General features: G+C 60.4%; 22 protein-coding genes. 12 read left to right on the top strand and 10 right to left on the bottom strand.

Features of this window, described 5'->3' with window-relative positions:
• Nucleotides 1-7: 7 nt before the first annotated feature.
• Entirely contained in the window at nucleotides 8-1,009 is a 1,002-nt protein-coding gene (locus ACEN8Q_RS08135) for a FecR family protein (RefSeq protein ID WP_413425681.1), read from the bottom strand.
• A gap of 358 nt (nucleotides 1,010-1,367) precedes the next feature.
• On the opposite strand from ACEN8Q_RS08135, the gene ACEN8Q_RS08130 reads away from it, so the two are divergent.
• Complete coding sequence (locus tag ACEN8Q_RS08130; RefSeq protein WP_413425683.1) at nucleotides 1,368-2,408, top strand: Ldh family oxidoreductase; 1,041 nt, start codon at nucleotides 1,368-1,370, stop codon at nucleotides 2,406-2,408.
• Between the two features lie 124 nt (nucleotides 2,409-2,532).
• On the opposite strand, the gene ACEN8Q_RS08125 is transcribed toward ACEN8Q_RS08130, so the two are convergent.
• Entirely contained in the window at nucleotides 2,533-2,850 is a 318-nt protein-coding gene (locus ACEN8Q_RS08125; protein WP_413704932.1) for a DUF883 family protein, read from the bottom strand.
• A gap of 164 nt (nucleotides 2,851-3,014) precedes the next feature.
• Here ACEN8Q_RS08125 and ACEN8Q_RS08120 point away from each other — a divergent pair, with 164 nt between their 5' ends.
• On the top strand, nucleotides 3,015-3,269 hold the full coding sequence (locus tag ACEN8Q_RS08120; RefSeq protein ID WP_057400121.1) for a hypothetical protein: 255 nt from the start codon (nucleotides 3,015-3,017) through the stop codon (nucleotides 3,267-3,269).
• Nucleotides 3,270-3,278: 9 nt separating this feature from the next.
• On the opposite strand, the gene ACEN8Q_RS08115 is transcribed toward ACEN8Q_RS08120, so the two are convergent.
• Nucleotides 3,279-4,187 carry a LysR substrate-binding domain-containing protein gene (locus ACEN8Q_RS08115; protein WP_413425687.1) on the bottom strand — a complete coding sequence of 303 codons (909 nt, stop codon included), beginning with the start codon at nucleotides 4,185-4,187 and terminating at the stop codon, nucleotides 3,279-3,281.
• An 84-nt stretch (nucleotides 4,188-4,271) separates the two neighbouring features.
• Here ACEN8Q_RS08115 and ACEN8Q_RS08110 point away from each other — a divergent pair, with 84 nt between their 5' ends.
• From ACEN8Q_RS08110 to ACEN8Q_RS08085, 6 genes are all read left to right on the top strand, one after another.
• Nucleotides 4,272-5,195, top strand: a complete 924-nt coding sequence (locus ACEN8Q_RS08110; RefSeq protein ID WP_413704931.1) for a carbon-nitrogen hydrolase family protein — start codon at nucleotides 4,272-4,274, stop codon at nucleotides 5,193-5,195.
• Between the two features lie 136 nt (nucleotides 5,196-5,331).
• Nucleotides 5,332-6,996, top strand: a complete 1,665-nt coding sequence (locus ACEN8Q_RS08105) for an AMP-binding protein (RefSeq protein ID WP_413425691.1) — start codon at nucleotides 5,332-5,334, stop codon at nucleotides 6,994-6,996.
• A 16-nt stretch (nucleotides 6,997-7,012) separates the two neighbouring features.
• Nucleotides 7,013-7,774: an SDR family NAD(P)-dependent oxidoreductase gene (locus ACEN8Q_RS08100; protein ID WP_413425693.1), complete on the top strand. Its 762-nt coding sequence runs from the start codon at nucleotides 7,013-7,015 to the stop codon at nucleotides 7,772-7,774.
• A 12-nt stretch (nucleotides 7,775-7,786) separates the two neighbouring features.
• Nucleotides 7,787-8,980 (top strand): acetyl-CoA C-acyltransferase, encoded by a 1,194-nt coding sequence (locus tag ACEN8Q_RS08095; RefSeq protein WP_413425695.1) that lies wholly within the window; start codon nucleotides 7,787-7,789, stop codon nucleotides 8,978-8,980.
• Nucleotides 8,981-9,124: 144 nt separating this feature from the next.
• On the top strand, nucleotides 9,125-10,252 hold the full coding sequence (locus ACEN8Q_RS08090; protein WP_413425697.1) for an acyl-CoA dehydrogenase: 1,128 nt from the start codon (nucleotides 9,125-9,127) through the stop codon (nucleotides 10,250-10,252).
• 13 nt (nucleotides 10,253-10,265) lie between these two features.
• On the top strand, nucleotides 10,266-11,039 hold the full coding sequence (locus ACEN8Q_RS08085) for an enoyl-CoA hydratase (protein WP_056724587.1): 774 nt from the start codon (nucleotides 10,266-10,268) through the stop codon (nucleotides 11,037-11,039).
• 710 nt (nucleotides 11,040-11,749) lie between these two features.
• On the opposite strand, the gene ACEN8Q_RS08080 is transcribed toward ACEN8Q_RS08085, so the two are convergent.
• The 3 genes from ACEN8Q_RS08080 to ACEN8Q_RS08070 all read right to left on the bottom strand — a co-directional run bounded on the left by ACEN8Q_RS08080 (nucleotide 11,750) and on the right by ACEN8Q_RS08070 (nucleotide 15,069).
• Nucleotides 11,750-12,901: an acyl-CoA dehydrogenase family protein gene (locus ACEN8Q_RS08080; RefSeq protein WP_413428835.1), complete on the bottom strand. Its 1,152-nt coding sequence runs from the start codon at nucleotides 12,899-12,901 to the stop codon at nucleotides 11,750-11,752.
• Between the two features lie 3 nt (nucleotides 12,902-12,904).
• Nucleotides 12,905-14,011, bottom strand: a complete 1,107-nt coding sequence (locus ACEN8Q_RS08075; protein ID WP_413704930.1) for an enoyl-CoA hydratase/isomerase family protein — start codon at nucleotides 14,009-14,011, stop codon at nucleotides 12,905-12,907.
• A 164-nt stretch (nucleotides 14,012-14,175) separates the two neighbouring features.
• On the bottom strand, nucleotides 14,176-15,069 hold the full coding sequence (locus ACEN8Q_RS08070; RefSeq protein WP_413428833.1) for a LysR family transcriptional regulator: 894 nt from the start codon (nucleotides 15,067-15,069) through the stop codon (nucleotides 14,176-14,178).
• 101 nt (nucleotides 15,070-15,170) lie between these two features.
• Between ACEN8Q_RS08070 and ACEN8Q_RS08065 the strand changes: the two genes are divergently transcribed.
• Both ACEN8Q_RS08065 and speB read left to right on the top strand, forming a co-directional pair.
• Nucleotides 15,171-16,262: a polyamine ABC transporter substrate-binding protein gene (locus tag ACEN8Q_RS08065; protein ID WP_413428832.1), complete on the top strand. Its 1,092-nt coding sequence runs from the start codon at nucleotides 15,171-15,173 to the stop codon at nucleotides 16,260-16,262.
• Between the two features lie 21 nt (nucleotides 16,263-16,283).
• Nucleotides 16,284-17,243: an agmatinase gene (speB, locus tag ACEN8Q_RS08060; protein WP_413704929.1), complete on the top strand. Its 960-nt coding sequence runs from the start codon at nucleotides 16,284-16,286 to the stop codon at nucleotides 17,241-17,243.
• 305 nt (nucleotides 17,244-17,548) lie between these two features.
• Here the strand turns inward: speB and ACEN8Q_RS08055 are convergent, their stop codons facing one another.
• From ACEN8Q_RS08055 to ACEN8Q_RS08040, 4 genes are all read right to left on the bottom strand, one after another.
• The gene (locus ACEN8Q_RS08055; RefSeq protein ID WP_413704928.1) at nucleotides 17,549-19,066 is read right to left on the bottom strand and encodes a M28 family metallopeptidase; all 1,518 of its coding nucleotides are present in this window, start codon (nucleotides 19,064-19,066) and stop codon (nucleotides 17,549-17,551) included.
• Nucleotides 19,067-19,124: 58 nt separating this feature from the next.
• Nucleotides 19,125-19,664, bottom strand: coding sequence for a dihydrofolate reductase family protein (locus ACEN8Q_RS08050; RefSeq protein WP_413704927.1), 540 nt, complete (start codon nucleotides 19,662-19,664; stop codon nucleotides 19,125-19,127).
• Nucleotides 19,665-19,749: 85 nt separating this feature from the next.
• The gene (locus ACEN8Q_RS08045; protein WP_413704926.1) at nucleotides 19,750-20,202 is read right to left on the bottom strand and encodes a methyltransferase; all 453 of its coding nucleotides are present in this window, start codon (nucleotides 20,200-20,202) and stop codon (nucleotides 19,750-19,752) included.
• A 515-nt stretch (nucleotides 20,203-20,717) separates the two neighbouring features.
• The gene (locus tag ACEN8Q_RS08040) at nucleotides 20,718-21,770 is read right to left on the bottom strand and encodes an aldo/keto reductase (RefSeq protein WP_413704925.1); all 1,053 of its coding nucleotides are present in this window, start codon (nucleotides 21,768-21,770) and stop codon (nucleotides 20,718-20,720) included.
• A gap of 156 nt (nucleotides 21,771-21,926) precedes the next feature.
• On the opposite strand from ACEN8Q_RS08040, the gene zapE reads away from it, so the two are divergent.
• Together zapE and ACEN8Q_RS08030 are read left to right on the top strand one after the other, a co-directional pair.
• Entirely contained in the window at nucleotides 21,927-23,045 is a 1,119-nt protein-coding gene (zapE, locus tag ACEN8Q_RS08035) for a cell division protein ZapE (RefSeq protein ID WP_413704924.1), read from the top strand.
• A 26-nt stretch (nucleotides 23,046-23,071) separates the two neighbouring features.
• Nucleotides 23,072-23,653 (top strand): DinB family protein, encoded by a 582-nt coding sequence (locus ACEN8Q_RS08030; protein WP_413704923.1) that lies wholly within the window; start codon nucleotides 23,072-23,074, stop codon nucleotides 23,651-23,653.
• Nucleotides 23,654-23,747: the final 94 nt, after the last annotated feature.

Raw genomic sequence — 23,747 nt, 5'->3', positions numbered from 1 at the left:
GGCCTTTTCAGCTTTTTGGGGTCTTTTGCGGAATCGCGTTGACCACCAGATTGCCGTTGTCATTGCGCGTCAGGTACACCGGCAGCACGCGGGGCAGGGACTTCACCAGGCCGTTGATCTCCTTGATGCTGTAGATGCCGCCGATGTGGATCGAACCGGTGCTGTTGTCAGCGATCTTCAACGGCTTTTCCAGGTAACGGTTGATCAATGGCAATGCATCGGCCAGCGCCAGATCGTCGAGCACCAGTTTGCCCTGGCGCCAGGCCAGCGAACTGTCGTTGTCATAGGTATCGCTGATGCGCGGAGTGAAATCGCCGCGGCGATAGCTTGCCTGCATCGCCGGACCCAGCCGCAGTCCGTCGCCGGACAGGTTATCGTTGCTGCTGACCAGCACCGAGCCTTCGATCAGGTTCACCTTCACCTGGTCTTCATACATCCAGACGTTGAACTTGGTCCCGGTCACGCGTATGCGGCCTTCAGCCGCCTTGACGATAAACGGGTGACGAGTGTCATGGCTGACGCTGAAGAACGCCTCGCCTTTTTTCAGCGTGACTTGCCGCTGATTCTTGTAGTTGCTGTAGGTCAGCTCGCTGCCCAGGTTCAACTCAACCTGACTGCCATCGTTCAAGGTGACCGTGCGGACATTGTCGGTCGATTCGAAATGCTGGTACGAGTTGGGCAGCCAGCCCAGGTGCCAGCCGCTGTACGCGGCCAGCGGTAACGCCAGGGCACACACGGCAGCCGCTATGCCCATGGTGCGCCAGGGCGTCTGCGGTTTGGCATGAACCATCGGCATGACGGGGGCGGGGCAAGGCAGGTCCCCGGCAACATCCCAGATATCCAGCATCGCCTCGTACTCGAAGGCGTGGAGCGGATGCGCATCCCGCCATTGCGCGAACGCCTGGCGCTCTTGCTCAGTGCAATCATTGGCGTGCAGGCGCATGCACCAATGCGCTGCGGCATCGGTGATGGCGTCGTATTCGGCTTCCGAGAGCGTGTGGTCGGTCATTGGCTCATCCTGATTTCGTGCATTCTAACCTTGGGGGAAGTCTGCGAGAACATCAGTCATGGCAATTACCCATCAAAGTGCGTTTATTTTTCGCCAGAGTGCTGCGTTCTTTTCGGATGGGAGAATTCGTGGACCTGCCCGGTGGACCAACGTTGAGGCGCGGCGCAATACGCCAATGGAAGGAGCGTCGAGACGAAAAATCGGCGCCGGGGCGCAGGCGGTAGATAGTTAACGCATGGGCGGCTGGCGTTCGTGCCAGCCTGCGCAATCGAAGGGTTGACAGCTCGCTCCCGGCGCGTTGTTAATCGGCGGTCTACGTACGCTGTTGCCCCCTCCAATAATTAGTCTGGAGCTTCAGATGTCTGCGCCACACGATCACGCGTCCACTGCGGTCTCGCAATACCTGTCCCTTGAAGCGTTGAGCGCTTTGCTGGAGAAGATTTTCTTGCGTCACGGCACCTCGGCCGATGTCGCCAGGGTGCTGGCGCAAAACTGCGCGGGCGCCGAGCGCGACGGCGCGCACAGCCACGGCGTGTTCCGGATGCCGGGTTATGTGTCCACGCTGCAAAGTGGCTGGGTCAACGGCCAGGCCGTTCCGATCGTCGAAGATGTGGCTTCAGGTTTCGTGCGGGTCGATGCCGCCAACGGTTTTGCGCAACCGGCCCTGGCGGCCGCACGCGAGCTGTTGGTTGAGAAAGCGCGGAGCGCCGGAATCGCGGTACTGGCGATTCGCAACTCACACCATTTCGCTGCGCTGTGGCCGGATGTCGAACCTTTTGCCTATGAAGGCCTGGTGGCCTTGAGTGTGGTCAACAGCATGACCTGCGTGGTGCCCCACGGTGCCGACCGGCCGCTGTTCGGCACCAACCCGATTGCCTTCGCCGCCCCGCGGGCCGACGGCGAACCGATTGTCTTCGACCTTGCCACCAGTGCCATTGCCCATGGTGATGTGCAAATTGCCGCGCGCGAGGGTAAACGCTTGCCGGCAGGGATGGGCGTGGACAGCCTCGGCCAGCCGACCACAGACCCGAAAGCAATTCTCGAGGGCGGCGCGTTGCTGCCGTTTGGCGGGCACAAGGGCTCGGCGTTGTCGATGATGGTCGAGCTGCTGGCGGCGGCACTGACCGGGGGGAATTTTTCCTTCGAATTCGACTGGAAGAACCACCCTGGCGCCAAGACGCCCTGGACTGGCCAATTGCTGATCGTGATCGATCCGGGCAAAGCGGCGGGGCAAAGCTTTGCCGAACGCAGCCAGGAACTGGTGCGTCAAATGCACGGGGTCGGCTTGAAGCGCTTGCCGGGTGACCGGCGTCATCATCAGCGCGCCAGGTCGCAGGTCAACGGCATCGAGCTGGATGCCAAGACGCTGGCGAACCTGCGGGAGCTGGCGGGCGTCTGACGCTGTCAGCCTTGTGGGAGCGGGCTTGCTCGCGAAGGCGTCGTGTCAGCCGATAGCTTGGTTGCTGACACACCGCCTTCGCGAGCAAGCCCGCTCCCACACAGGGTTCAGTTTTTGCCAGTATTTAGCGCCGCCCCAACAACAACCCCACCACCAGGCCGAACCCGGCAGAAATCGCCACGGTTTGCCATGGATGCCCGCCGATATAGGTTTCAGTGGCCTCGACCGCGGGCAGCGTCCGGTCGCGCACGCTGGTTACCGAATCCCTGGCTTGCCGGAGTTTCAGCGCGATTTGTCCGCGAAGGGTCTCCGCTTCTTCCCCGACCAGTGAAGCGCTGCTTTTCAGCAGTTTTTCCGACTCTTCGATCAGCCGTTGAAGTTCGCTGAACGCCAGATCCTTGATTTGGTCTTCGGCGGCTTGCGCGGTGGTTTTGCGGACCATTGAAGTACTCCTTGCAGGTAAGTGGACAGTGAACAATGGAGTCTGCGGTTGTCGGAAAAGTTGCAGCTATTTTGCCCAGTGAGGCCATCTTGCTGAAAAACCGGCGCAGGACATTTCGTCCTACAGTGTAAGATGTCGCCTATTTTACGCAGCAGGAAAATCCCATGAGCTTCAATCTGGCCGACAAACCCCTCGCCGAGCGCGCTGCGCTTGAAGACGAGAAATCCCGTCTGTTCGAACTCTGGCAAAACAATCTGGGCAAAGCCAAGGGTGAGGCCGCGCGGTTGTTCGGCGAACGGGCCAAGCGCAAAGGCAAGTGGGCGGAATGGGTGCGCGCCGAGCTGGACGGTATGTCGCCCCCGGAATTCGCCAACATGGTGCGCAGTGAAGTCAATCGCCTGATGGCCGCCAACAAGTAATATCGGCTGTCACGCGAAACTTGCGACAATCGCTTCACGCACTTTCAACACCACCGGATCGAGTTGGGTGCTGGTGCGCCAGCCCAGCTCGATCGGGTAACGTGGCAACGCCAAGGGGCAGGGCAGCAACGCCAGTCCGCTGAGCGTTGCGATGCTTTGCGCCGCATGAGCCGGAATGGTCGCAACGGCCTGGCTGCCCTTGAGCAAATGCGGCAGCGCGGCAAAGTGCGTGGTCGAGGCGCACACCCGCCGACTCAACCCCAGCGCGGCCAACCCCTCGTCGGTAATCCCGATAAAACCGCCGGACGACACCAGAATGTGTTCGCGGGCGACAAACTCTTCAAGACTGATGCTCTGCTGGCCCGCGCCCAGGCTCGACGGGTCCGCCAGGCACAGGTATCCGCCTTCCCCCAGTACCTGACGGCTGAGCAGCCGCTCGGCAACCCCGCCCGCGGTGATCGCCAGGTCGATGCTGCGCTCCATCAACGCCTGGGCGACGATCTGGCTGTGGGTCTGGCGGAAAATCAGCCGCAGCTTCGGCGCGGTACGGGCGATTTCTTCAATCATCCGCCGGCCGTAGGCAATTTCGAAATCATCCGACATTCCCACAGTGACCGAGCGACCGTCGTACTGCTGTGCGGCCGGATCGACCATCGCCAGGCTCTGCCGGCATTTGTTCAGGGCATCGCTGACCACCGGCTTGAGCTGATTGGCCTTGAGCGAGGGGGCCAGGCCTCGTCCGGTGCGCACGAACAGCTGATCGCCATACACCTCGCGCAACCGCCGCAGTGCTGCACTGACCGCCGATTGCGTCACGCCCAGGCGCAAGGCGGCACGACTGGCGCTGGACTCCTCGTGCAGCGCTTCGAAGACTTTGAGCAGGTTGAGGTCGATGTCTGTGATATTCATTTGGCTCATATCATTCAGCAGTGAGTCGGTCTTTATTGATGATTGCGTGACGCTGGATAATGAGCAACACCTGATGCGAATGGAGTTTCCGATATGCCCAAATCAATCGTTGCGGCCCTGCAAATCGGCGCATTGCCCGGCGGCAAGGCTGAAACCCTGGAACAGATCCTGTCCTATGAAAACGCGATCATCGAATCCGGCGCCGGGTTGGTGGTGATGCCGGAAGCGCTGCTGGGCGGTTATCCCAAAGGTGAGGGCTTTGGTACGCAATTGGGTTATCGCCTGCCGGAAGGTCGCGAAGCCTTTGCCCGCTATTTTGCCAATGCCATCGACGTGCCCGGCGCGGAAACCGAGGCGTTGGCGGCGCTGTCCGCCCGCACTGGGGCCAATCTGGTGATCGGCGTGATCGAGCGTGCGGGCAGCACGTTGTACTGCACCGCGCTGTACTTTGATCCGCAGGCCGGGCTGGTGGCCAAGCACCGCAAACTGATGCCCACCGGCACCGAGCGGCTGATCTGGGGCAAGGGCGATGGTTCGACGCTGCCGGTGATCGACAGCCAGGTCGGGCGTGTCGGTGCGGCGGTGTGCTGGGAAAACATGATGCCGTTGCTGCGCACGGCGATGTACGCCAAGGGCGTGGAGGTGTGGTGCGCGCCGACCGTGGACGAACGGGAGATGTGGCAGGTCAGCATGCGCCACATCGCCCATGAGGGGCGTTGTTTCGTGGTCAGTGCCTGTCAGGTCCAGGCCTCACCCAAGGCCCTGGGCGTGGACATCGCCAACTGGCCGGCGGATCGGCCATTGATCGCCGGTGGCAGTGTGATCGTAGGTCCCATGGGCGACATCCTCGCCGGACCGTTGCGTGACAGCGCCGGTCTGCTCACCGCGCAAATCGACACTGACGACCTGGTACGCGCCCGCTACGACTATGACGTGGTCGGCCACTACGCGCGGCCGGATGTGTTCGAGCTGACCGTGGACGAACGCACCAAACCCGGGGTGCGTTTCATCGCTTGATACCCTGCGGGCTTTGGCCAAAGCAGTCAGACAACTTGATAACTTTGACCATTGCCCGACACCCCGCGCAGAGCGAGTATTTCCCTGTTGATTACGGTTCCCCCAACCTAATAAGAAACACAGAGGGATTCTGGCAATGCGCGATTACTTGTCTGCTACTTCTCAGTTCAATTATCAGCACACCGTCGACACCGCACTCGCAGGCGATCTGACCGCCCTCAACGCCTGTGTCGAATGTTGTGACCGGCATGCCTTGCCGGGCCGCATCGCGCTGTTCTGGGAAGGACGCGACGGCACCAGTGCGACCTATACCTTCACCGAACTGCAGGACAAGGCCGCGCGTTTCGCCAATTACCTGCAGGCCTTGGGCGTGAAGAAAGGCGACAAGGTGGCCGGCCTGTTGCCACGCAATATCGAACTGCTGATCACCGTGTTCGCCACCTGGCGCATCGGTGCGGTGTATCAACCGCTGTTTACCGCGTTCGGCCCCAAAGCCATCGAGCACCGCCTGAGCTGCTCTGGCGCCAAAGTGGTGGTCACCGATGCGGTGAACCGGCCGAAACTGGCTGAAGTCGCCGATTGCCCGACCACGGTGACCGTCACAGGCCCCAAAGGGCAGGGCCTGGTTCGTGGCGATTGCAGTTTCTGGGCCGAACTGGCCAACTATTCCGCCGACTGTGAGCCTGTATTGCTGACCGGGGAAGATCCGTTCCTGCTGATGTTCACTTCGGGCACCACCGGTCCGTCGAAAGCCCTGTCGGTGCCGCTCAAGGCCATCGTTGCGTTCCAGAGCTACACCCGCGATGCGGTGGATCTGCGCCCGGAAGACGCCTTCTGGAACGTCGCAGATCCGGGTTGGGCCTACGGTATCTATTTCGGTGTCACGGGGCCGATGGCCATGGGGCATCCGATCACCTTTTACGATGGCCCGTTCACCCTGGAAAGCACCTGCCGGGTGATCAACAAGTACGGGATTACCAATCTCACCGGTTCGCCGACCGCCTACCGTTTGCTGATTGCCGGCGGCGACGAATTCGCCAGATCGATCAAGGGCAAGCTGCGCATCGTCAGCAGCGCCGGCGAGCCGCTGAACCCGGAAGTGATCCGCTGGTTCGCCGACAACCTCGACGTGGTGATCCACGACCATTACGGCCAGACCGAACTGGGCATGGTGCTGTGCAACCACCACGGCCTTGAACATCCGATTCACATGGGCGCGGCCGGTTTTGCCTCGCCAGGCCACCGCATCGTGGTCCTGGATGACGAATACAAGGAACTGGGCGTTGGCCAGCCGGGCATTCTGGCCATCGACCGCAGCCAATCGCCGATGTGCTGGTTCGCCGGCTACGAAGGCGGGCCGACCAAGGCCTTTGTCGGCAACTATTACCTGAGTGGCGACACCGTCGAGTGGAACCCGGACGGCAGCATCAGCTTCGTCGGTCGCAGCGATGACGTGATCACCACCTCCGGTTACCGGGTCGGTCCGTTCGACGTGGAAAGCGCGCTGATCGAACACCCGGCCGTGGTCGAGGCCGCAGTGATCGGCAAACCCGATCCGGAGCGCACCGAACTGGTCAAGGCCTTTGTCGTGCTCAGCCCGCAATACCGCGCAGAACCTGCGTTGGCCGAAGAGCTGCGGCAACACGTGCGCAAGCGTCTGGCGGCGCATTCCTACCCCCGCGAAATCGAATTTGTCAGCGAGTTGCCGAAAACCCCAAGCGGCAAATTGCAGCGCTTTATCTTGCGCAACCAGGAAATCGCCAAGGCTCAAGAGGCCGCGGCGAAGAACGTTCCAGCTTGAATCCAGGGAAACAATGATGCAGATCGAGAACAAGATATTTATCGTCACGGGTGGCGCTTCCGGCCTTGGTGCAGCCACTGCCGAGGTGCTGGTTGCCGCAGGCGCGAAAGTGATGCTGGTGGACATGAACGCCGAAGCCGTTGCCGCCCAGGCCCAGCGCCTTGGCGCGCACAGCGTGGTGGCGGACATCAGCAACGAAGCAGCGGCCGAAGCCGCCGTGCAGGCGACGGTCAAGGCCTTTGGCGGCCTCAATGGCCTGGTCAATTGCGCCGGCATCGTGCGTGGCGAGAAGATTCTTGGCAAGAACGGCCCGCACGCGCTGGCCAGCTTCAGCCAGGTGATCAACGTCAACCTGATCGGCAGCTTCAATATGCTGCGCCTTGCGGCAGCGGCGATTGCGGAAACCGAAGCGGACGCCGATGGCGAACGCGGCGTGATCATCAATACCGCGTCTGCCGCGGCTTACGACGGTCAGATCGGTCAGGCGGCCTACTCGGCGTCCAAAGGTGCGATTGTCAGCCTGACCTTGCCCGCTGCCCGCGAACTGGCGCGTTTCGGCATCCGTGTCATGACGATCGCTCCCGGCATCTTCGAAACGCCGATGATGGCCGGCATGACCCAGGAAGTCCGCGACTCCCTGGCGGCTGGCGTGCCATTTCCGCCGCGCCTGGGCAAACCGGGCGAGTATGCCGCGCTGGTCAGGCATATCATTGAAAACAGCATGCTCAATGGCGAGGTGATCCGTCTCGACGGTGCCTTGCGCATGGCCGCCAAATAAGGAGGATTTGTCATGACAATGTCCAACGATCCGATTGTAATCGTCAGCGCCGTCCGCACCCCGATGGGCGGTTTCCAGGGCGAACTGAAAAGCCTGACGGCGCCGCAACTCGGCGCTGCCGCCATCAAGGCCGCGGTTGAACGTGCCGGCGTCGCCAGTGATAGCGTCGACGAAGTGCTGTTCGGCTGCGTACTGCCGGCAGGCCTCGGCCAGGCCCCGGCGCGTCAGGCGGCGCTGGGTGCCGGGCTGGATAAATCGACCCGCTGCACCACCTTGAACAAGATGTGCGGTTCCGGCATGGAAGCGGCGATCCTGGCCCACGACATGCTGGTGGCCGGCAGTGCCGACGTGGTGGTCGCCGGTGGCATGGAAAGCATGTCCAACGCGCCTTACCTGCTGGACCGCGCCCGTGCCGGCTACCGCATGGGCCATGGCCGGGTGCAGGACTCGATGTTCCTGGACGGCCTCGAAGACGCCTACGACAAGGGCCGCCTGATGGGCACCTTCGCCGAAGACTGCGCCGAAACCAACAGCTTCAGCCGTGAAGCCCAGGACGCGTTCGCCATCGCCTCGACCACTCGCGCCCAGCAGGCGATCAAGGACGGCAGCTTCAGGGACGAAATCGTGCCGCTCACCGTGACGGTCGGCAAAGAGCAGGTTGTGATCAGCAATGACGAGCAGCCGCCCAAAGCCAAGCTGGACAAGATCGCTTCGTTGAAACCGGCGTTCCGTGAAGGCGGTACGGTGACGGCGGCCAACTCCAGTTCGATCTCCGACGGTGCCGCCGCACTGGTGCTGATGCGCCAGTCGCAGGCACAGAAGCAAGGCCTGAAACCGTTGGCGGTGATTCATGGCCACGCTGCGTTCGCCGATACCCCGGGCCTGTTCCCGGTGGCACCGATTGGCGCAATCAGGAAGTTGATGAAGAAAACCGGCTGGTCGCTCAATGACGTAGATCTGGTGGAAGTCAACGAAGCCTTCGCCGTGGTCGGCATGGCCGCGATGACTCATCTGGAAATTCCCCACGAGAAACTCAACGTGCACGGCGGTGCTTGCGCCCTCGGTCATCCGATCGGGGCGTCCGGTGCGCGGATTCTCGTGACCTTGCTCTCGGCCCTGCGCCAGAAGGGCCTGAAGCGTGGTGTCGCGGCGATTTGCATTGGTGGCGGTGAAGCGACGGCGATGGCCGTGGAATGCCTGTATTAAGACTTGCGCAGTCCCTGTAGGAGCGAGCTTGCTCGCGAAGGGCGTCAACGATGACGAGGTCTGCCTGGATGAATGCGGCGCTCTCAGGCCCTTCGCGAGCAAGCTCGCTCCTACAGGGGGCGATTACATTTTTAAGGATTCACCATGATCCCCAATGACGACCAACAACAGATCCGCGACATGGCCCGGGACTTTGCCCAGGAACGGCTGAAACCGTTCGCGGCCGAGTGGGACCGTGAGCATCGCTTTCCCAAGGAAGCCATTGGCGAAATGGCCGGGCTGGGCTTCTTCGGCATGCTGGTGCCGGAGCAGTGGGGCGGATGCGACACCGGTTACCTGGCCTACGCCATGGCGCTGGAAGAAATCGCCGCCGGCGATGGCGCCTGTTCGACCATCATGAGTGTGCACAACTCCGTGGGTTGTGTGCCGATCCTCAACTACGGCACGGATGAGCAGAAAGAGCGCTTCCTCAAGCCGCTGGCCAGCGGCGCGATGCTCGGCGCATTCGCCCTGACTGAACCCCAGGCCGGTTCCGACGCCAGCGGCCTGAAAACCCGCGCGCGCCTGGAGGGCGATCATTACGTGCTCAACGGTTGCAAGCAGTTCATCACCTCCGGGCGCAATGCCGGGGTGGTGATCGTGTTTGCAGTGACCGATCCGGGCGCCGGCAAACGCGGTATCAGCGCTTTTATCGTGCCGACCGATTCGCCGGGCTACACCGTTGCGCGGGTCGAAGACAAGCTCGGTCAGCATGCGTCCGACACTTGCCAGATCCTTTTCGAAGACGTGAAGGTGCCGGTGGCCAATCGCTTGGGCGAGGAGGGCGAAGGCTACAGGATTGCCCTGGCCAACCTTGAAGGCGGCCGCGTCGGGATCGCTTCGCAATCGGTGGGCATGGCCCGCGCCGCGTTCGAAGCGGCTCGCGACTACGCCCGTGAGCGCGAGAGTTTCGGCAAGCCCATCATCGAGCACCAGGCCGTGGCGTTCCGCCTGGCGGACATGGCGACCCAGATCGCCGTGGCGCGGCAAATGGTGCACTACGCCGCCGCCCTGCGTGACAGCGGCAAGCCGGCGCTGGTCGAAGCGTCGATGGCCAAGTTGTTCGCCTCGGAAATGGCCGAGAAGGTATGCTCCTCGGCGCTGCAAACCCTTGGCGGTTACGGTTACCTCAACGACTTCCCGGTGGAGCGGATCTACCGCGACGTGCGGGTCTGCCAGATCTACGAAGGCACCAGCGATATTCAACGCATGGTCATTTCGCGCAATTTATAAGAAGGAGTCCCTTGTGAACTACGAAACGATTTTGTTGGAAACCCATGGCCGCGTTGGCCTGATCACCCTCAACCGTCCGCAAGCGTTGAACGCGTTGAATGCGCAGATCGTCAGCGAACTGAACCAGGCCCTCGACGGCTTTGAGGCTGACTCGAACATCGGCTGCATCGTCCTGACCGGTTCGAAAAAAGCCTTTGCCGCCGGTGCCGACATCAAGGAAATGGCTGAGCTGACCTATCCGCAGATCTACATCGACGACCTGTTCAGCGACAGCGACCGTGTGGCCAACCGCCGCAAGCCGATCATCGCGGCGGTCAACGGTTTCGCCCTGGGCGGCGGCTGTGAGCTGGCGTTGATGTGCGACTTCATCCTGGCGGGCGACAATGCCCGATTTGGTCAGCCGGAAATCAACCTCGGCGTGTTGCCGGGCATGGGCGGAACCCAGCGCCTGACTCGCGCCGTGGGCAAGGCCAAGGCCATGGAAATGTGCCTGAGCGGGCGTTTGATCGATGCCGTGGAAGCCGAGCGTTGCGGCATCGTGGCGCGTATCGTGCCGAGCGATGAGCTGTTGGATGAAGCGCTGAAAGTCGCCGCGTTGATCGCCAAGAAGTCGTTGCCGATTGCGATGATGGTCAAGGAAAGCGTCAACCGTGCCTTTGAAGTGAGCCTGGCCGAAGGCGTGCGCTTTGAGCGCCGGGTGTTCCATGCGGCATTTGCGACGCAGGATCAGAAGGAAGGGATGGCGGCGTTCATTGCCAAGCGTGAGGCGGAGTTCCAAGGCAAGTGATGCGGCGCTTTCGCTGACGCCATCGCGAGCGAGCTCGCTCCTACATTGAATCTCTGTAGGAGCGAGCCTGCTCGCGAAAAACCCAAGGGCACCGAGTAGATTCAGGTGCCCCGCGTCATCGTTGACCGCCATCGCGAGCGAGCTCGCTCCTACATTGAATCCCTGTAGGAGCGAGCCTGCTCGCGAAAAACCCAAGGGCACCGAGTAGATTCAGGTGCCCCGCGTCATCGTTGACTGCCATCGCGAGCAAGCTCGCTCCTACATTGGATCTCTGTAGGAGCGAGCCTGCTCGCGAAAAAACCAAGGGCTCCGAGTCGATTCAGGTGCCCCGCGTCATCGTTGACCGCCATCGCGAGCGAGCTCGCTCCTACATTGAATCCCTGTAGGAGCGAGCCTGCTCGCGAAAAACCCAAGGGCACCGAGTAGATTCAGGTGCCCCGCGTCATCGTTGACTGCCATCGCGAGCAAGCTCGCTCCTACATTGGATCTCTGTAGGAGCGAGCCTGCTCGCGAAAAAACCAAGGGCTCCGAGTCGATTCAGGTGCCCCGCGTCATCGTTGACTGCCATCGCGAGCAAGCTCGCTCCTACATTGGATCTCTGTAGGAGCGAGCCTGCTCGCGAAAAACCCAAGGGCACCGGGTTGATTCAGGTGCCCAGCGTTATCGTTGACCGCCATCGCGAGCGAGCTCGCTCCTACAGGTACAGGGCATCAAATCAGGTAGTTCTTCAGCTCGCGGGCGATCACCATCCGCTGTATCTCGCTCGACCCTTCGTAGATCTGCGTGATCCGCGCATCCCGGTAGTATCTTTCCACCGGATAGTCTTCCAGGTAGCCATAGCCGCCATGAATCTGAATGGCGGACGAGCAGACCTTTTCCGCCATTTCCGACGCAAACAGCTTGGCTTGTGAGGCCTCCGACAGGCAGGGTTTGCCGGCCGTGCGCAGGCGTGCGGCGTGCAGGATCATCAACCGTGCGGCGTTCAGTTGCATGTGCATGTCGGCCAGCAGGTTGGCGATGCTCTGGTGTTCATTGATGGTTTTGCCAAACTGCACCCGATCACGGGAGTAGGCCAGTGCCGCTTCGAACGCCGCGCGAGCAATGCCGAGTGCTTGCGCGGCGATGCCGATTCGCCCGCCTTCGAGGTTGGACAGGGCGATGGCCAGGCCCTTGCCGCGCTCACCCAGCAGATTGGCTTCGGGGATGGTGCAATTGTCGAGGGTCACGGCGCAGGTGTCGGAGGCGCGAATGCCCATCTTGTGTTCACTGCGGTCGACCTTGAAGCCAGGGGTGCTGGTGGGCACCAGGAATGCCGAGATGCCACGCTTGCCCAGGTCCGGATCGGTCACGGCAAATACAATCGCGAGCTTGGCCCGCTTGCCGTTACTGACGAATTGCTTGGCGCCGTTGATCACCCACTGGCCGTCGCGCAGTTCGGCGCGGGTGCGCAGGTTGTGCGCCTCGGAACCGGCCTGGGGTTCGGTCAGGCAGAAGCAACCGATGGCCTTGCCGCTGGACAGATCCGCCAGCCAGGTCTGTTTCTGTTCTTCGCTGCCGTAGTTGAGTACCGGCCCGCAGCCCACGGAGTTGTGGATGCTCATGAAGGCGCCGGTAGCACCGTCGCCGGCGGAAATCTCTTCAACCGCCAGCGCGTAGGCCACGTAGTCGACATAGGTTCCGCCCCATTCCTCGGGGACCACCATGCCCAGCAAGCCCAGTTCGCCCATCTTCGCCACCAGACCGTCATCGATCCAGCCGGCCTTTTCCCAGGCCTGGGCATGGGGCGCGATTTCGCCACGGGCAAAATCCCGGGCCATGTCGCGGATCATGACTTGCTCTTCGCTCAATTCGATATCGTGCATGGCTCAGCTCTCGCTCTGGTCAAACCCGCTGAAGAAGCTCGCCACGTGTTCGGCGTGCAGCGCCTGAAGGGTGGGCGGGTTCCAGCGTGGTGTCTTGTCTTTGTCGATCAGCAAGGCGCGCACGCCTTCGATCAGGTCGCCGCGCTCGAACCACTGGCGGTCCAGATGCAGCTCAAGGGCGAAACATTGCTCAAGCGGCAGCTCGCGTCCGCGACGGAGCATTTCCAGGGTCACGGCCATGGCCAGCGGCGAGCGGGTTTCCAGCAGGTCGGCGGTGGTGACAGCCCACGCATGGCTGTCGGCGACCGTTACCTGGCGCAGTTGTTCCACAATACTCGGCACGTCGGGCTGGGCGAAGAAGTGGTCGATGGCCGGGCGCAACGTTGCCAGTGGCGCATCAGGCAGTTGCTGAACGGCGAGTCTGGCCAGCAGGCCTTGCAGGTCCTTGAGCGGCGTGTCGTGCCATTCGAGCTGGTCGAGTTTCTCGTCCAGATCGCCCAGCCTGTCGCTTTCCAGGTACCAGTCGGCCAGACCGCAATACAGGGCATCGGCTGCGCGGATTTGTACGCCACTGACCCCAAGGTAAATCCCCAGTTCACCGGGAATGCGCGGCAGGAAATAACTGCCACCGACGTCAGGGAAATAACCGATGCCGACTTCCGGCATCGCCAGACGGCTTTTTTCGGTGACCACGCGCAAGTCAGCGCCTTGCACCAGGCCCATGCCGCCGCCGAGGACAAAGCCATCCATCAGGGCCAGCACCGGTTTGCGGTAGTGGTGGATCGCGAGGTCGAGGGCGTATTCCTCGACGAAGAAATCTTCATGCAGGGTGTCGCCGCTTTTGAAACTGTCATATAGCGAGCGTATGTCGCCACCAGCGCAGAAGGCTTTTTCGCCGGCACCACGCAAGACTACGGCATGGACTTGCGAATCCTGGGCCCAGGCGTCGAGCTGACGCTGCAGGTTGCGGATCATGTCCAGGGTGAGGGCATTGAGGCCGGCGGGGCGGTTGAGGGTCAGATGACCAATGTGGTTGCGAACCTCGGCCAGCACTTCGTTTTGCATGGCATCCATGGACTGAGTCCCCGGAGAAGACACCTGAGCAGTCATCACTAACTCCCTGCTTTTATTGTTCTTTATCGAGATGCTCGCGCGCGAGCGATGACGGATCGTATCAGTGCAAATTTGCCTTGTACAACCCGGATAAGTGCAGGTTATCTGTGCATTTTTGCATGGTGATGACCGGCACCGTTTCAGCGTAGACCACGGCGTATTCAGGCAAACGCCGCGAGCAGATCCTCTTCGAATGCCTTCTGCGCATCACCGGCCACCTGTGCCCGGTGCCGGGCCAGATGAAACGCGACATCGAAACTCATGTCGTTGCGCCGCACGGCCTTGAGCAAACCCTTGTCTTCCCAGGTACGGGCAAAGTGGCTGGGCAGGTAACCGACATGCTTGCCGGAAAGAATGAAGGCGAGGGTGCCTTCGACCTGCTCCGATCGTGCCGAACACAGCTTGCCTTGAAAGGGCTCGTCACTGCGCAGGAAGCGGTAGGGGTGACCGACCCGGTCGCAGGCCTGCAAATCCTCATCGTCCGGGGCCGCGTTGGTGAACAACGGGTGACCGGGGGCGCAATACAGATGCTGGGTTTCTATGAACAATTGGCGGTAGTCGAACGCGCTTTGCACTTGAGAGAAATAGCCGATGGCCAGGTCCAGCCGCTGTTGCAGCAGCAAGCGTTCCATTTCGCCGGGCATGGCGCTGATCAGTTCGATGCGCACCGATTCGTCCCTTTCACGGAAGCGCCGGATCGCCTCGGCCACCCGTTGCAGCACCGATTGATCGAGGGCTTCGGACAGACCCAGGCGCACTTCGCCGATCAAGCGTCCGGCCACGCCGTTGGATTGATGACGGAAGGCTTCGATGGACTCGAACAGTCCACGGGTGGCGCTGAGGAGCTGTTCGCCCTTGGGCGTGATCCTGAACCCTCCCTTGCCGCGACTGCATAGCCGGTAGCCAAGGCGGGTTTCCAGTTTGGCCATTTGCTGGCTGATGCTCGACTGGCTCAACCCCAGCTCGCCCTGGGCTGCGCTGAAACCGCCGCATTCCACCACGCTGACAAACAGTCGCAACAATTGCAGATCCAGATCGTGGAGTTGGCCGAGCATCAAACATTACTCCGTCGTAAAGTCAGGTTAATTAACTTGATATTTTATCAATGTATCCGACGACGCATCCTGCAACCACTTCCTCTGGTCAGGTGTTCGTCATGGCTCCCAAGTTCAAGCTGTGTTTATCCACGCTGTTGCTCGCCGTTGCTGTTTCGGCCCAGGCCGAGGACAAGGAGGTCAATCTGTACAGTTGGGCCGATTACGTCGCCCCCGAAACCCTGCAACGGTTCGAGCAGGAAACCGGTATCCATGTGCGCTACGACACCTTTGATTCATCTGAAGTGCTGGAGACCAAGTTGCTCACGGGCGGCAGCGGCTATGACGTGGTGGTGCCGTCCTCCAGCGTGCTGGCCCGGGGGCTTGCGGCCGGGGCGTTGAAACCGATTCCCCACGAAGGACTCAAGGGCTACGCCAACCTTGATGCGGATTTGCTGGAAAAACTCGCCGCTGTCGATCCGGGCAACCGCTACGGCGTGCCGTACACCTGGGGCACCCTGGGTTTGGGCATGAACGTCGAGGCGGTCAAGCAGCGCTTGCCGGACGTGCCGCTCAATAGCCTGGACCTGCTGTTCAAACCCGAGTACGCGAGCAAGTTGAAGGATTGCGGCATTGCCATTCTTGACTCACCGCAAGAGGTCATCGGACTGGCGCTGCATTACCTGGGTAAAGATCCCTACAGCACCGACAAGAACGATCTGTCAGCCGCCGAGGCGTTGCTGCATCAGCTACAACCGAATGTGTTGTACGTCGCCACCGGGCGGCAGATCAGCGACCTGGCCAATGGCAGTGTGTGCCTGGCGCTGACCTACAACGGGGACGCGAGCATGGCCGCCGACCAGGCACGCAAGGCCAACAAACCCTATGAAATTGCCTACCGGATTCCCAAGGAAGGCACCCTCGTGTGGCAGGACAACCTGGCGATCCCCAAGGACGCTCCGCACCCCGAAGCCGCCCGCGCTTTTATCGAGTTCATGTTGCGCCCCGAGTCCGTTGCGGCACTGACCAACACCTTGTTCTTCGCCACGGCGAACCAGGCCGCCACGCCGCTGGTGGATGAAGCGGTACGAACCGATCCGGACATCTACCCGCTAGCCGACGTGCGGGAACGGCTGTACGCCGACCGCAGCATGAGCCTCAAGGACATGCGCCAGCGCACCCGCCTGTGGACCACTTTCCGTAGCCGCCAATAAGAAAAAGACAAGGAGCCTTCAATGGACGTCCCGATGCAGAACGATCAAGCCATGACCCGTGACAGCCTTTACGGCACGGCCGCCGAAAGTACCTACGCCGGTATCACCAGCTTCATGCGTCGCCGCTACAGCCGTGACTTGCGCGGAGTCGACGTGGCCGTCAGCGGCGTGCCGTTCGACACCGCCACCAGCAACCGCCCCGGCGCACGCTTCGGGCCACGCGGCATTCGCGCCGCCTCTGCCGGGATCGCCTGGGAACGGCACTGGCCGTGGACGTTTGACCCGTTCGATCACTTGGCGGTGATCGACTATGGCGATTGCGATTTCGATTACGGCTCGCCGCAGTCGACGCCCGAAATGATCGAGGCCCACGCCGAACACATCCTCAATGCCGGCACGGCGATGCTGACGTTTGGCGGCGACCATTTCATTACCTATCCACTGCTCAAGGCCCATGCCCGCAAGCATGGGGCGTTGTCGCTGATCCACTTCGACGCCCACAGCGACACCTGGCCGGACGAGGAGGGCAAGCGCATCGACCACGGCACCATGTTCTGGCACGCAGCCAGGGAAGGGCTGGTCGCCCCGTCGCGCTCGGTACAAATCGGCTTGCGTACCACCAACGATGATCATCAGGGCTTTGAAGTGCTCGATGCGCGGCAGGTGCATCGACGTGGTTGCGAGGCGATTGTCGAGGCGATTCGCGCGCGAGTCGGCGACAACCCGGTGTACCTGACCTTCGACATCGACTGCCTCGATCCGGCATTCGCGCCTGGCACCGGAACACCGGTATGCGGCGGCTTGAGCACGGTACAGGCGCTGGAAATTCTCGGCGGTCTGCGCGGCATCAATCTGGTGGGCATGGACGTTGTGGAAGTGGCTCCGGCCTATGACAGCGCGGAGATCACCTCACTGGCGGCGGCGACGCTGGCGATGGAGATGCTGTGCCTGTATGCGGCCAGGCATAAGGTCGATCGGTAGTACAAAGCCCAATGTGGGCCCAGTGTGGGCGAAGCTACAACTTGACGACATTTAGACTTCCCCATCGCCAAGCTCAAGTGCCTTAACGATATTGGCATGGCGCCGGCAGTGTTTCAGGATATTCCCGCTAAATTTATCGACCAATTCCGGCAACGCTGTGTGGCCGAATCGATCCGTATATTGCAAATAACGAGGGTACTGCTGACACAGGGGGTCAACGTTCGTGAAGTGGCAATAAGGATCAAAATCGGGAAGACGACGCTCTACGACGCTTTGCGTGAGACCGATCAAGAACCCCAGCAAAGCTAAATGTCGTCAAATTGTAGCTTCGCCCACACTGGGCCCAGTCCCACGGCCAGCAGGCAGAGGGGGAGAAGCGCAATGACCCCGGCAATGACCGGCATTTTAAGGCCTGATGAAATCAGGTAGACGATAGGCGCGTAGAGTATCCCGCAGGCATAAGCGCCCAGCAGCATGATCGAATAGGAGATGTAGAGGCTTCGCAACAACATGGCGCAAGCCAGAAGCAGACCGGGGATGACGAACAGATAGGCAATGCTGGGGACGTAGAATGCAAGTGTTGCGCAGGCAATGCCGAACAGGACAATGGCCATGGGCCGCAGCACGGAATTCTTGCCCTGATCTTGGCGGCGAGTGCGGCAGCGTTGCGCCCAAAGACCGCAGAACACGAACGAGGCGATGCCCAGCGCATACATGGCGGGCAAAGGGAGTACCAGCAGTGTGCCGCCTGGCAGTGGGAAATAGGTTGCGTCCTCGTCAGCGCTCAGGGAGGAGAGGTCTATACCCTGGATAAAGTAGTTGCCCACTTCACGCACTGTCTTTTGGTAGCGAAACAAGGTCTCTGACGCAAGGTTCTCCACCGTGTCGCTCATGTGGTGGTAGTGTTGAAAACCCTCCACGACCGCAAAATTCAACCCCGCGATGTTCTTTTTCCTGAAGGCCGTAAAGTCTGTGTCGTTTTGCAGCATCTTGTAAATCAGGGGGGTGAATGAGAAGGAAATGATGTCCCGAACCCCTGCGTTCAGGTTCCTGATCAGGCTGTAGTCCATCTGCGAGGTCTCGAACAATAAAGGGATGCCCTGGTTACCCCTGGCTTCGAAGTTCAATACCAGGCGGATGGCTTCACGTTCCTGCGTGCTGAGCTGCGAGACGTAGTGCTCCGCTCCCAATAGGCCCAGTTCTTCGCCATCGGTAAATAGAAAGACAACATTGTTTTTGGCATCGCTGCGGGTAACGGTTTCCCGCATCAGCTGGAGTATCGAGGCGACGGCCATGCCATCGTCACTGGCCCCTGGGGCGGTTCCGACGCTGTCGTAATGCGCCATGAACAGGACCGTTGCGGTCGCTCCCGGTACGCGGCGTGAGGCTATCAGGTTGATTCCCTGGCCGCTGTCGCCTTCCAGCAGGCCGGAGCGAATTCGCACTTCCTTTTCAAAACTGTCCGCGCCCACCCGAGCCAGCTCGGCATCGAATGCTTGGCGCTGGTGCTCGTTCAGCTCGGCGTAGAGCATTTTCTGCCGGTTCACCATGCTTTCGATGGTAAATCGAAAGGGTTGTTCAACCACCTGGTAACCCATGCCCGCAATCGTTTCCTGCAAGTAATGCCTGACAGCGGCCTGGCGTGGTGACGCGGTGGGGTGGGGTGCAGCGGCGATGACGCCCAGGTTATTGCGTACATTCAGATAGCCGATATCGCGAGCATCGGCGGCTGTCAGGGCGGCGGGTTTCACCATCCCTGTTCCATGAACACTCGCCAGAGCGACAACGGCCAGCAAACATATACTCAATACCAAACGCTTCACTGGTTTCTTCCTTGGGGTCCGACGCTGCGAGTTTCGATACCCGATCGTCTTTTGGGTGTTAATCCGCTTTCACGTCCAGGACGCATTCCATGGCACCGCTCTGCAGCGTACGCTGTTTTCTGGGAACGACTTCAAACGCGCGGTCAACGGGCAGTACGGGAACGCCGGAGCCGAGAAAGATCGGAATGGTGGTGATGAACAGCTGCTGCAATTCCCCGGCGTCGGCAAAACAGGCTGCCGTTTTGCCGCCACCGACCAGCCAGACATTCTTGCCCTTCGCCGCTTGCCTGGCCCTGGCCGCGATCGCCCCGGCATCACCGCGTACGAAGGTGATATCCAGATTGGCGGGGACTGACCGATTCCGGTTGCTCATGACAAAGGCGGGTACATCCTGGTAGGGCCAGTCATCGGGAGCGTTCGACATGATCCAGTCATAGGTCTGCGACCCCATGACCACCGCTCCGACCGACTGATAAAAATCATCATAGGCCGTTGCGTCATCCCCCAGCGCAAAGTTCTCCAGCCAATCGAGTTTGTGTTGTTGAGTGGCAATATAACCATCCAAGGTGGCAGCTACGTAATAGACCAGCGTCGACATGTGTTTTCCTTGTAATCATGCAGGTGGGAAATGACCCGTAAATAAAGAGCCCCTCTGGAAAGTGGCGAGGGGCGATGGTGATCATTTATTTCGGGTAGGCGAAGATAATGCCGTGCCCACTTGGCAGGCGCTTTACCTGTTTGACGATAAAGCCGCTGTTCTCAATGAGGGTTCTGAATTCAACCTCGTTGCGCTCCTTGCCACCGGCGATACCGAACAAGGACAGCATGTAAAGATCCATCATTGCGCCTGTAGGATTGGGCTGGGCACTTTCACCCTGGTCAATCACCAGGTCCACTACAACCAGCAGCGCATTGTCCGGCATGCTCCGTCGGCAGGTGGCCAATATGGCCTGGCAGTCTTCGTCGCCCCAGTCGTGCAAGACATGGGACAGCAGGTAAGCGCTGCCATAGCTTGCTGTAAGCAGAGAACTTTTTGGCGTAATGAAGCTTGCACCGTATACCATCTCCTTTGTAGTTGGATAAGCGTTTTTACTTGTCGTGCTGATACGGCTAAGCAGCGGAGCTTTATGACTCATGCAGCTTGTAAAGTTTCCTTGATTACAAGATACAGTTGAATTTTTAACTTTGAATTTTAGGCGATGTGCGGTTGTTGAAGTTTGATTTATGATTGGCCATTTAGATTGCAAATCAAACGATAAGAAAGTAACAAAATATTGCGAGGCCAAAAAATGGGAATAGGAAGGCAGCTTTTAGGAATGAGCTGTAGGATTATTCTGAGGAACCCCAGCATCCAAAAAACAAGTTCTGGAAATGCGGGGGCTCCAGACAGATTTTTTGCAAAAGAGTGGGTTTTTTCAGAGTTTCTCTAGGGCGCGCCAGACTATTTAGGAGTAGCTCAAATGGGAGATTGGCGGCGGCAACGCTGGCGATGGAGATGCTGTGCCTGTATGCGGCAAGACATAAGGTCGATATGTAGTACACAAACCCTGTGGGAGCGAGCTTGCTCGCGATGGCGGTCGATCAGCCAACATAGTTGTTGAATGTTCCGCCCTCATCGCGAGCAAGCTCGCTCCCACAGTTTTGATGGGTGTCAGGCCACCGGAATGCTCGGTAACTCGAGGATCTGCCCCCCGCTAAAGCGTGCGAACGAACCGGAAATGGATTCGTGTGGCACACCTTTGGCCACGTCACTGACGCCATCCAGCCTTGCCATTTGCTCGGTGCTCAACTGCACATTCAGCGCGCCCAACGTGGCATCCAGTTGCTCGCGTGTGCGGGAACCGAGGATCGGAATCAGTGCCGTGGTCGAGCGTTTGGCCTTTTCCCGCAGCCAGGCGATGGCCACGTGGGTCGGGCTGGCATCGAGTGCTGCGGCGATGTCGATCAAGGTGTCGAGCAGGGCGGTTTCGCGGGCGCTTTTTTCAGCATGAATCAACACGCCGAGCTTGTTCGCGCGGTTGTCGCCTTCACTGTTGCGATACTTGCCGGTCAGGAAGCCGCCACCCAGCGGCGACCACAAGGTCGCGGCCAGGCCCAGGGCTTCGGCCATCGGCAGTTGTTCACGCTCGGCTGTGCGTTCGGCCAGGCTGTACTCGACCTGGATCGCGGCAATCGGCGCAAAACCACGCACCTCGGCCAACAGGTCGGCGCGGGCGATGCGCCACGCGGGGAAGTTCGACAGTCCGGCGTAATGAATCTTGCCGGCACTGACCAGGTCGTCGAAGCCGCGCAGGATCTCTTCCATGGGCGTGACGCCGTCGCTCATGTGAGCCCAGAACAGATCGATATGCTCGGTCTTCAGCCGTTTAAGGCTTTCTTCGACGGCGCGCACCATGTTCTTGCGGCTGTTGCCCGTGTGGGAAATGCCGGCCGCCGGGGTAGTCCCGAGGGTGTATTTGGTGGCGATGACCAGGCTATCGCGTTCCGCGGCGATGAATTCGCTGAGCATGGCCTCGGATTGCCCGCCCTGGTAACCATTGGCGGTATCGATGAAGTTGCCACCGGCTTGCAGGTAGCCATCAAAAATGCGTTTGGCTTCGTCACGCTCGGCGCCATGGCCCCAACCGGTACCGAAATTGCCGGCGCCCAGTGCCAGCTCGGAAACACGCAAGCCGGTTTTACGACCGAAAACTTTGTAGTGCATGGGATGACTCCAGAGGGATGACGTCAGGGTTATATATGTTGAGCGACATTTATAAATATGATGCTTGTAATTTAAGCCGTCAAGATGCTTTTCCCTTTCGCACAAAAGCGCCGATAACCGGTCACGTTATCAATGCGCAATGGCATACTGCCGCCCATGACTATCGATTCCCCCTTGAGCGCCTGGCAGCACGCCATCGAACAAAAGGGCTTCGTCCAGGACGAGGCCCAGGAACATGCCGTGTGGGCGTTGCAAAAATGCCACGAAGCGCTGCACGAAGGCCGCTCGGCCATTTCCGGGGTGTACCTGTGGGGGCCGGTGGGGCGGGGTAAAACCTGGTTGATGGACCAGTTCTACCAAAACCTGCGGGTACCGGCGCGGCGCCAGCACTTTCACCACTTCATGGGCTGGGTGCACCAGCGCTCGTTTCAACTGACCGGCACCGCCGACCCGCTCAAGGCGTTGGCCCGTGAATTGGCCGAAGAGGTTCGCGTGTTGTGTTTCGACGAGCTGTTCGTCAATGACATCGGCGACGCGATCATTCTCGGGCGCCTGTTCCAGGTGATGTTCGAACAGGGCGTGGTGGTGGTCTGCACGTCCAATCTGCCACCGGACCAGCTGTACGCCGACGGTTTCAATCGCGACCGTTTCATGCCCGCCATCGCGGCGATCAAGCAGCACATGCAGGTGATTGCAGTCGATGGCGGGGAAGACCATCGCCTGCATCCGGGTGCTGGTTCACAACGTTATTGGGTCGCCGAGCCCGGGCAGCCAGATGCGCTCACCGGGGTGTTCTCGGGGTTGGCCGTGAATCAGCCGGTGTCGAGCGAACCGGTCAAGGTCGGTTACCGCTCCCTCGAGGTGGTCAAGGCCAGCCCGACCGTGCTCTGGACCTGTTACGCCGCGTTGTGCGAGCAACCTTTCGCGGCCATGGATTTCATCGCCCTGTGCGATACCTACAGCGCTATTCTGTTGAGTGACGTACCCAACCTCAGCGCGCAAAAACGTGCCGGGCGCATCGCCCGTGGCACTGAGGACGGTGTCGAGCGGGTGGCAGCGGGGGACCGCGAGCTGCCACAGTTGTCGGTGCATGACGATGGTGTGCGACGGTTTATTGCCCTGGTGGACGAGTGCTACGACCGCAAGGTACCGCTGTACCTTGAAGCGCAAGTGCCGATGGCGTCGCTTTACACCGAGGGTTATCTGGAATTCCCGTTCCGCCGCACCCTCAGTCGATTGCAGGAAATGCAACTGCAGAGGTTTGCCGAAGTTTGATCGGGATTTGATCGGGAGCAGCGAACATGAATCAGCCCCTTTCGCACCATTTGCTGACCATGGCCTATCAGAACGCCTGGGCCAATCACCGACTGGCCAAGGCCTGGCGTCAGTTGAGCCCGCAGGAGCTGACTGCACCGCGGGTCAGCTTCTTCCCGACTATCCGCGCCACCCTCAACCACATCCTTACCTGTGACTGGTTTTATGTGGACGCCCTGGAGCGCGAACTGCGCGGCGACGATCCACATCCCGACTGCCGTGTATTTTTCAAGGAAGACGAGCCTTTTCTCATGGCGACGGACCTCGTTGGCGAGCAGGCCCACGTCGACCGCCGGCTGATCGCCTACTGCGAGCAGATGCGCGACGCCGACCTTGGCAAAATCGTGACCATCGCCCGCGACACCCCGCAACACGACAGTCGTTTGCGCCTGCTGTCCCATTTGTTTGAGCACCAGATCCATCACCGCGGCCAGGTTCACGCCATGCTCAGCGGAACTTCGGTCCGGCCACCGCAGCTCGACGAGTTTTTCTGCGCCGGAGAGTCACACTTGCGGGCCGAGGATTTTGCCGAGCTGGGATGGACCGAAGCCTTGATCTGGGGCGCTTGAGCGCCAAAAGATTTCCTCGGTTGCGATTGTCGTTGGCAGGGTGCTCGCGCTATGGTCAGCGCGCACTTCAGCGTGAAATACATGCTGGGGGCTA

It is taken from the genome of Pseudomonas sp. Pseusp16 (genome assembly GCF_047324915.1).
GTDB lineage: Bacteria > Pseudomonadota > Gammaproteobacteria > Pseudomonadales > Pseudomonadaceae > Aquipseudomonas > Aquipseudomonas fluorescens_CD.
The sequence above is the reverse complement of the archived record's forward strand: the minus strand, read 5'-3'. Positions and strand labels throughout refer to the sequence as shown.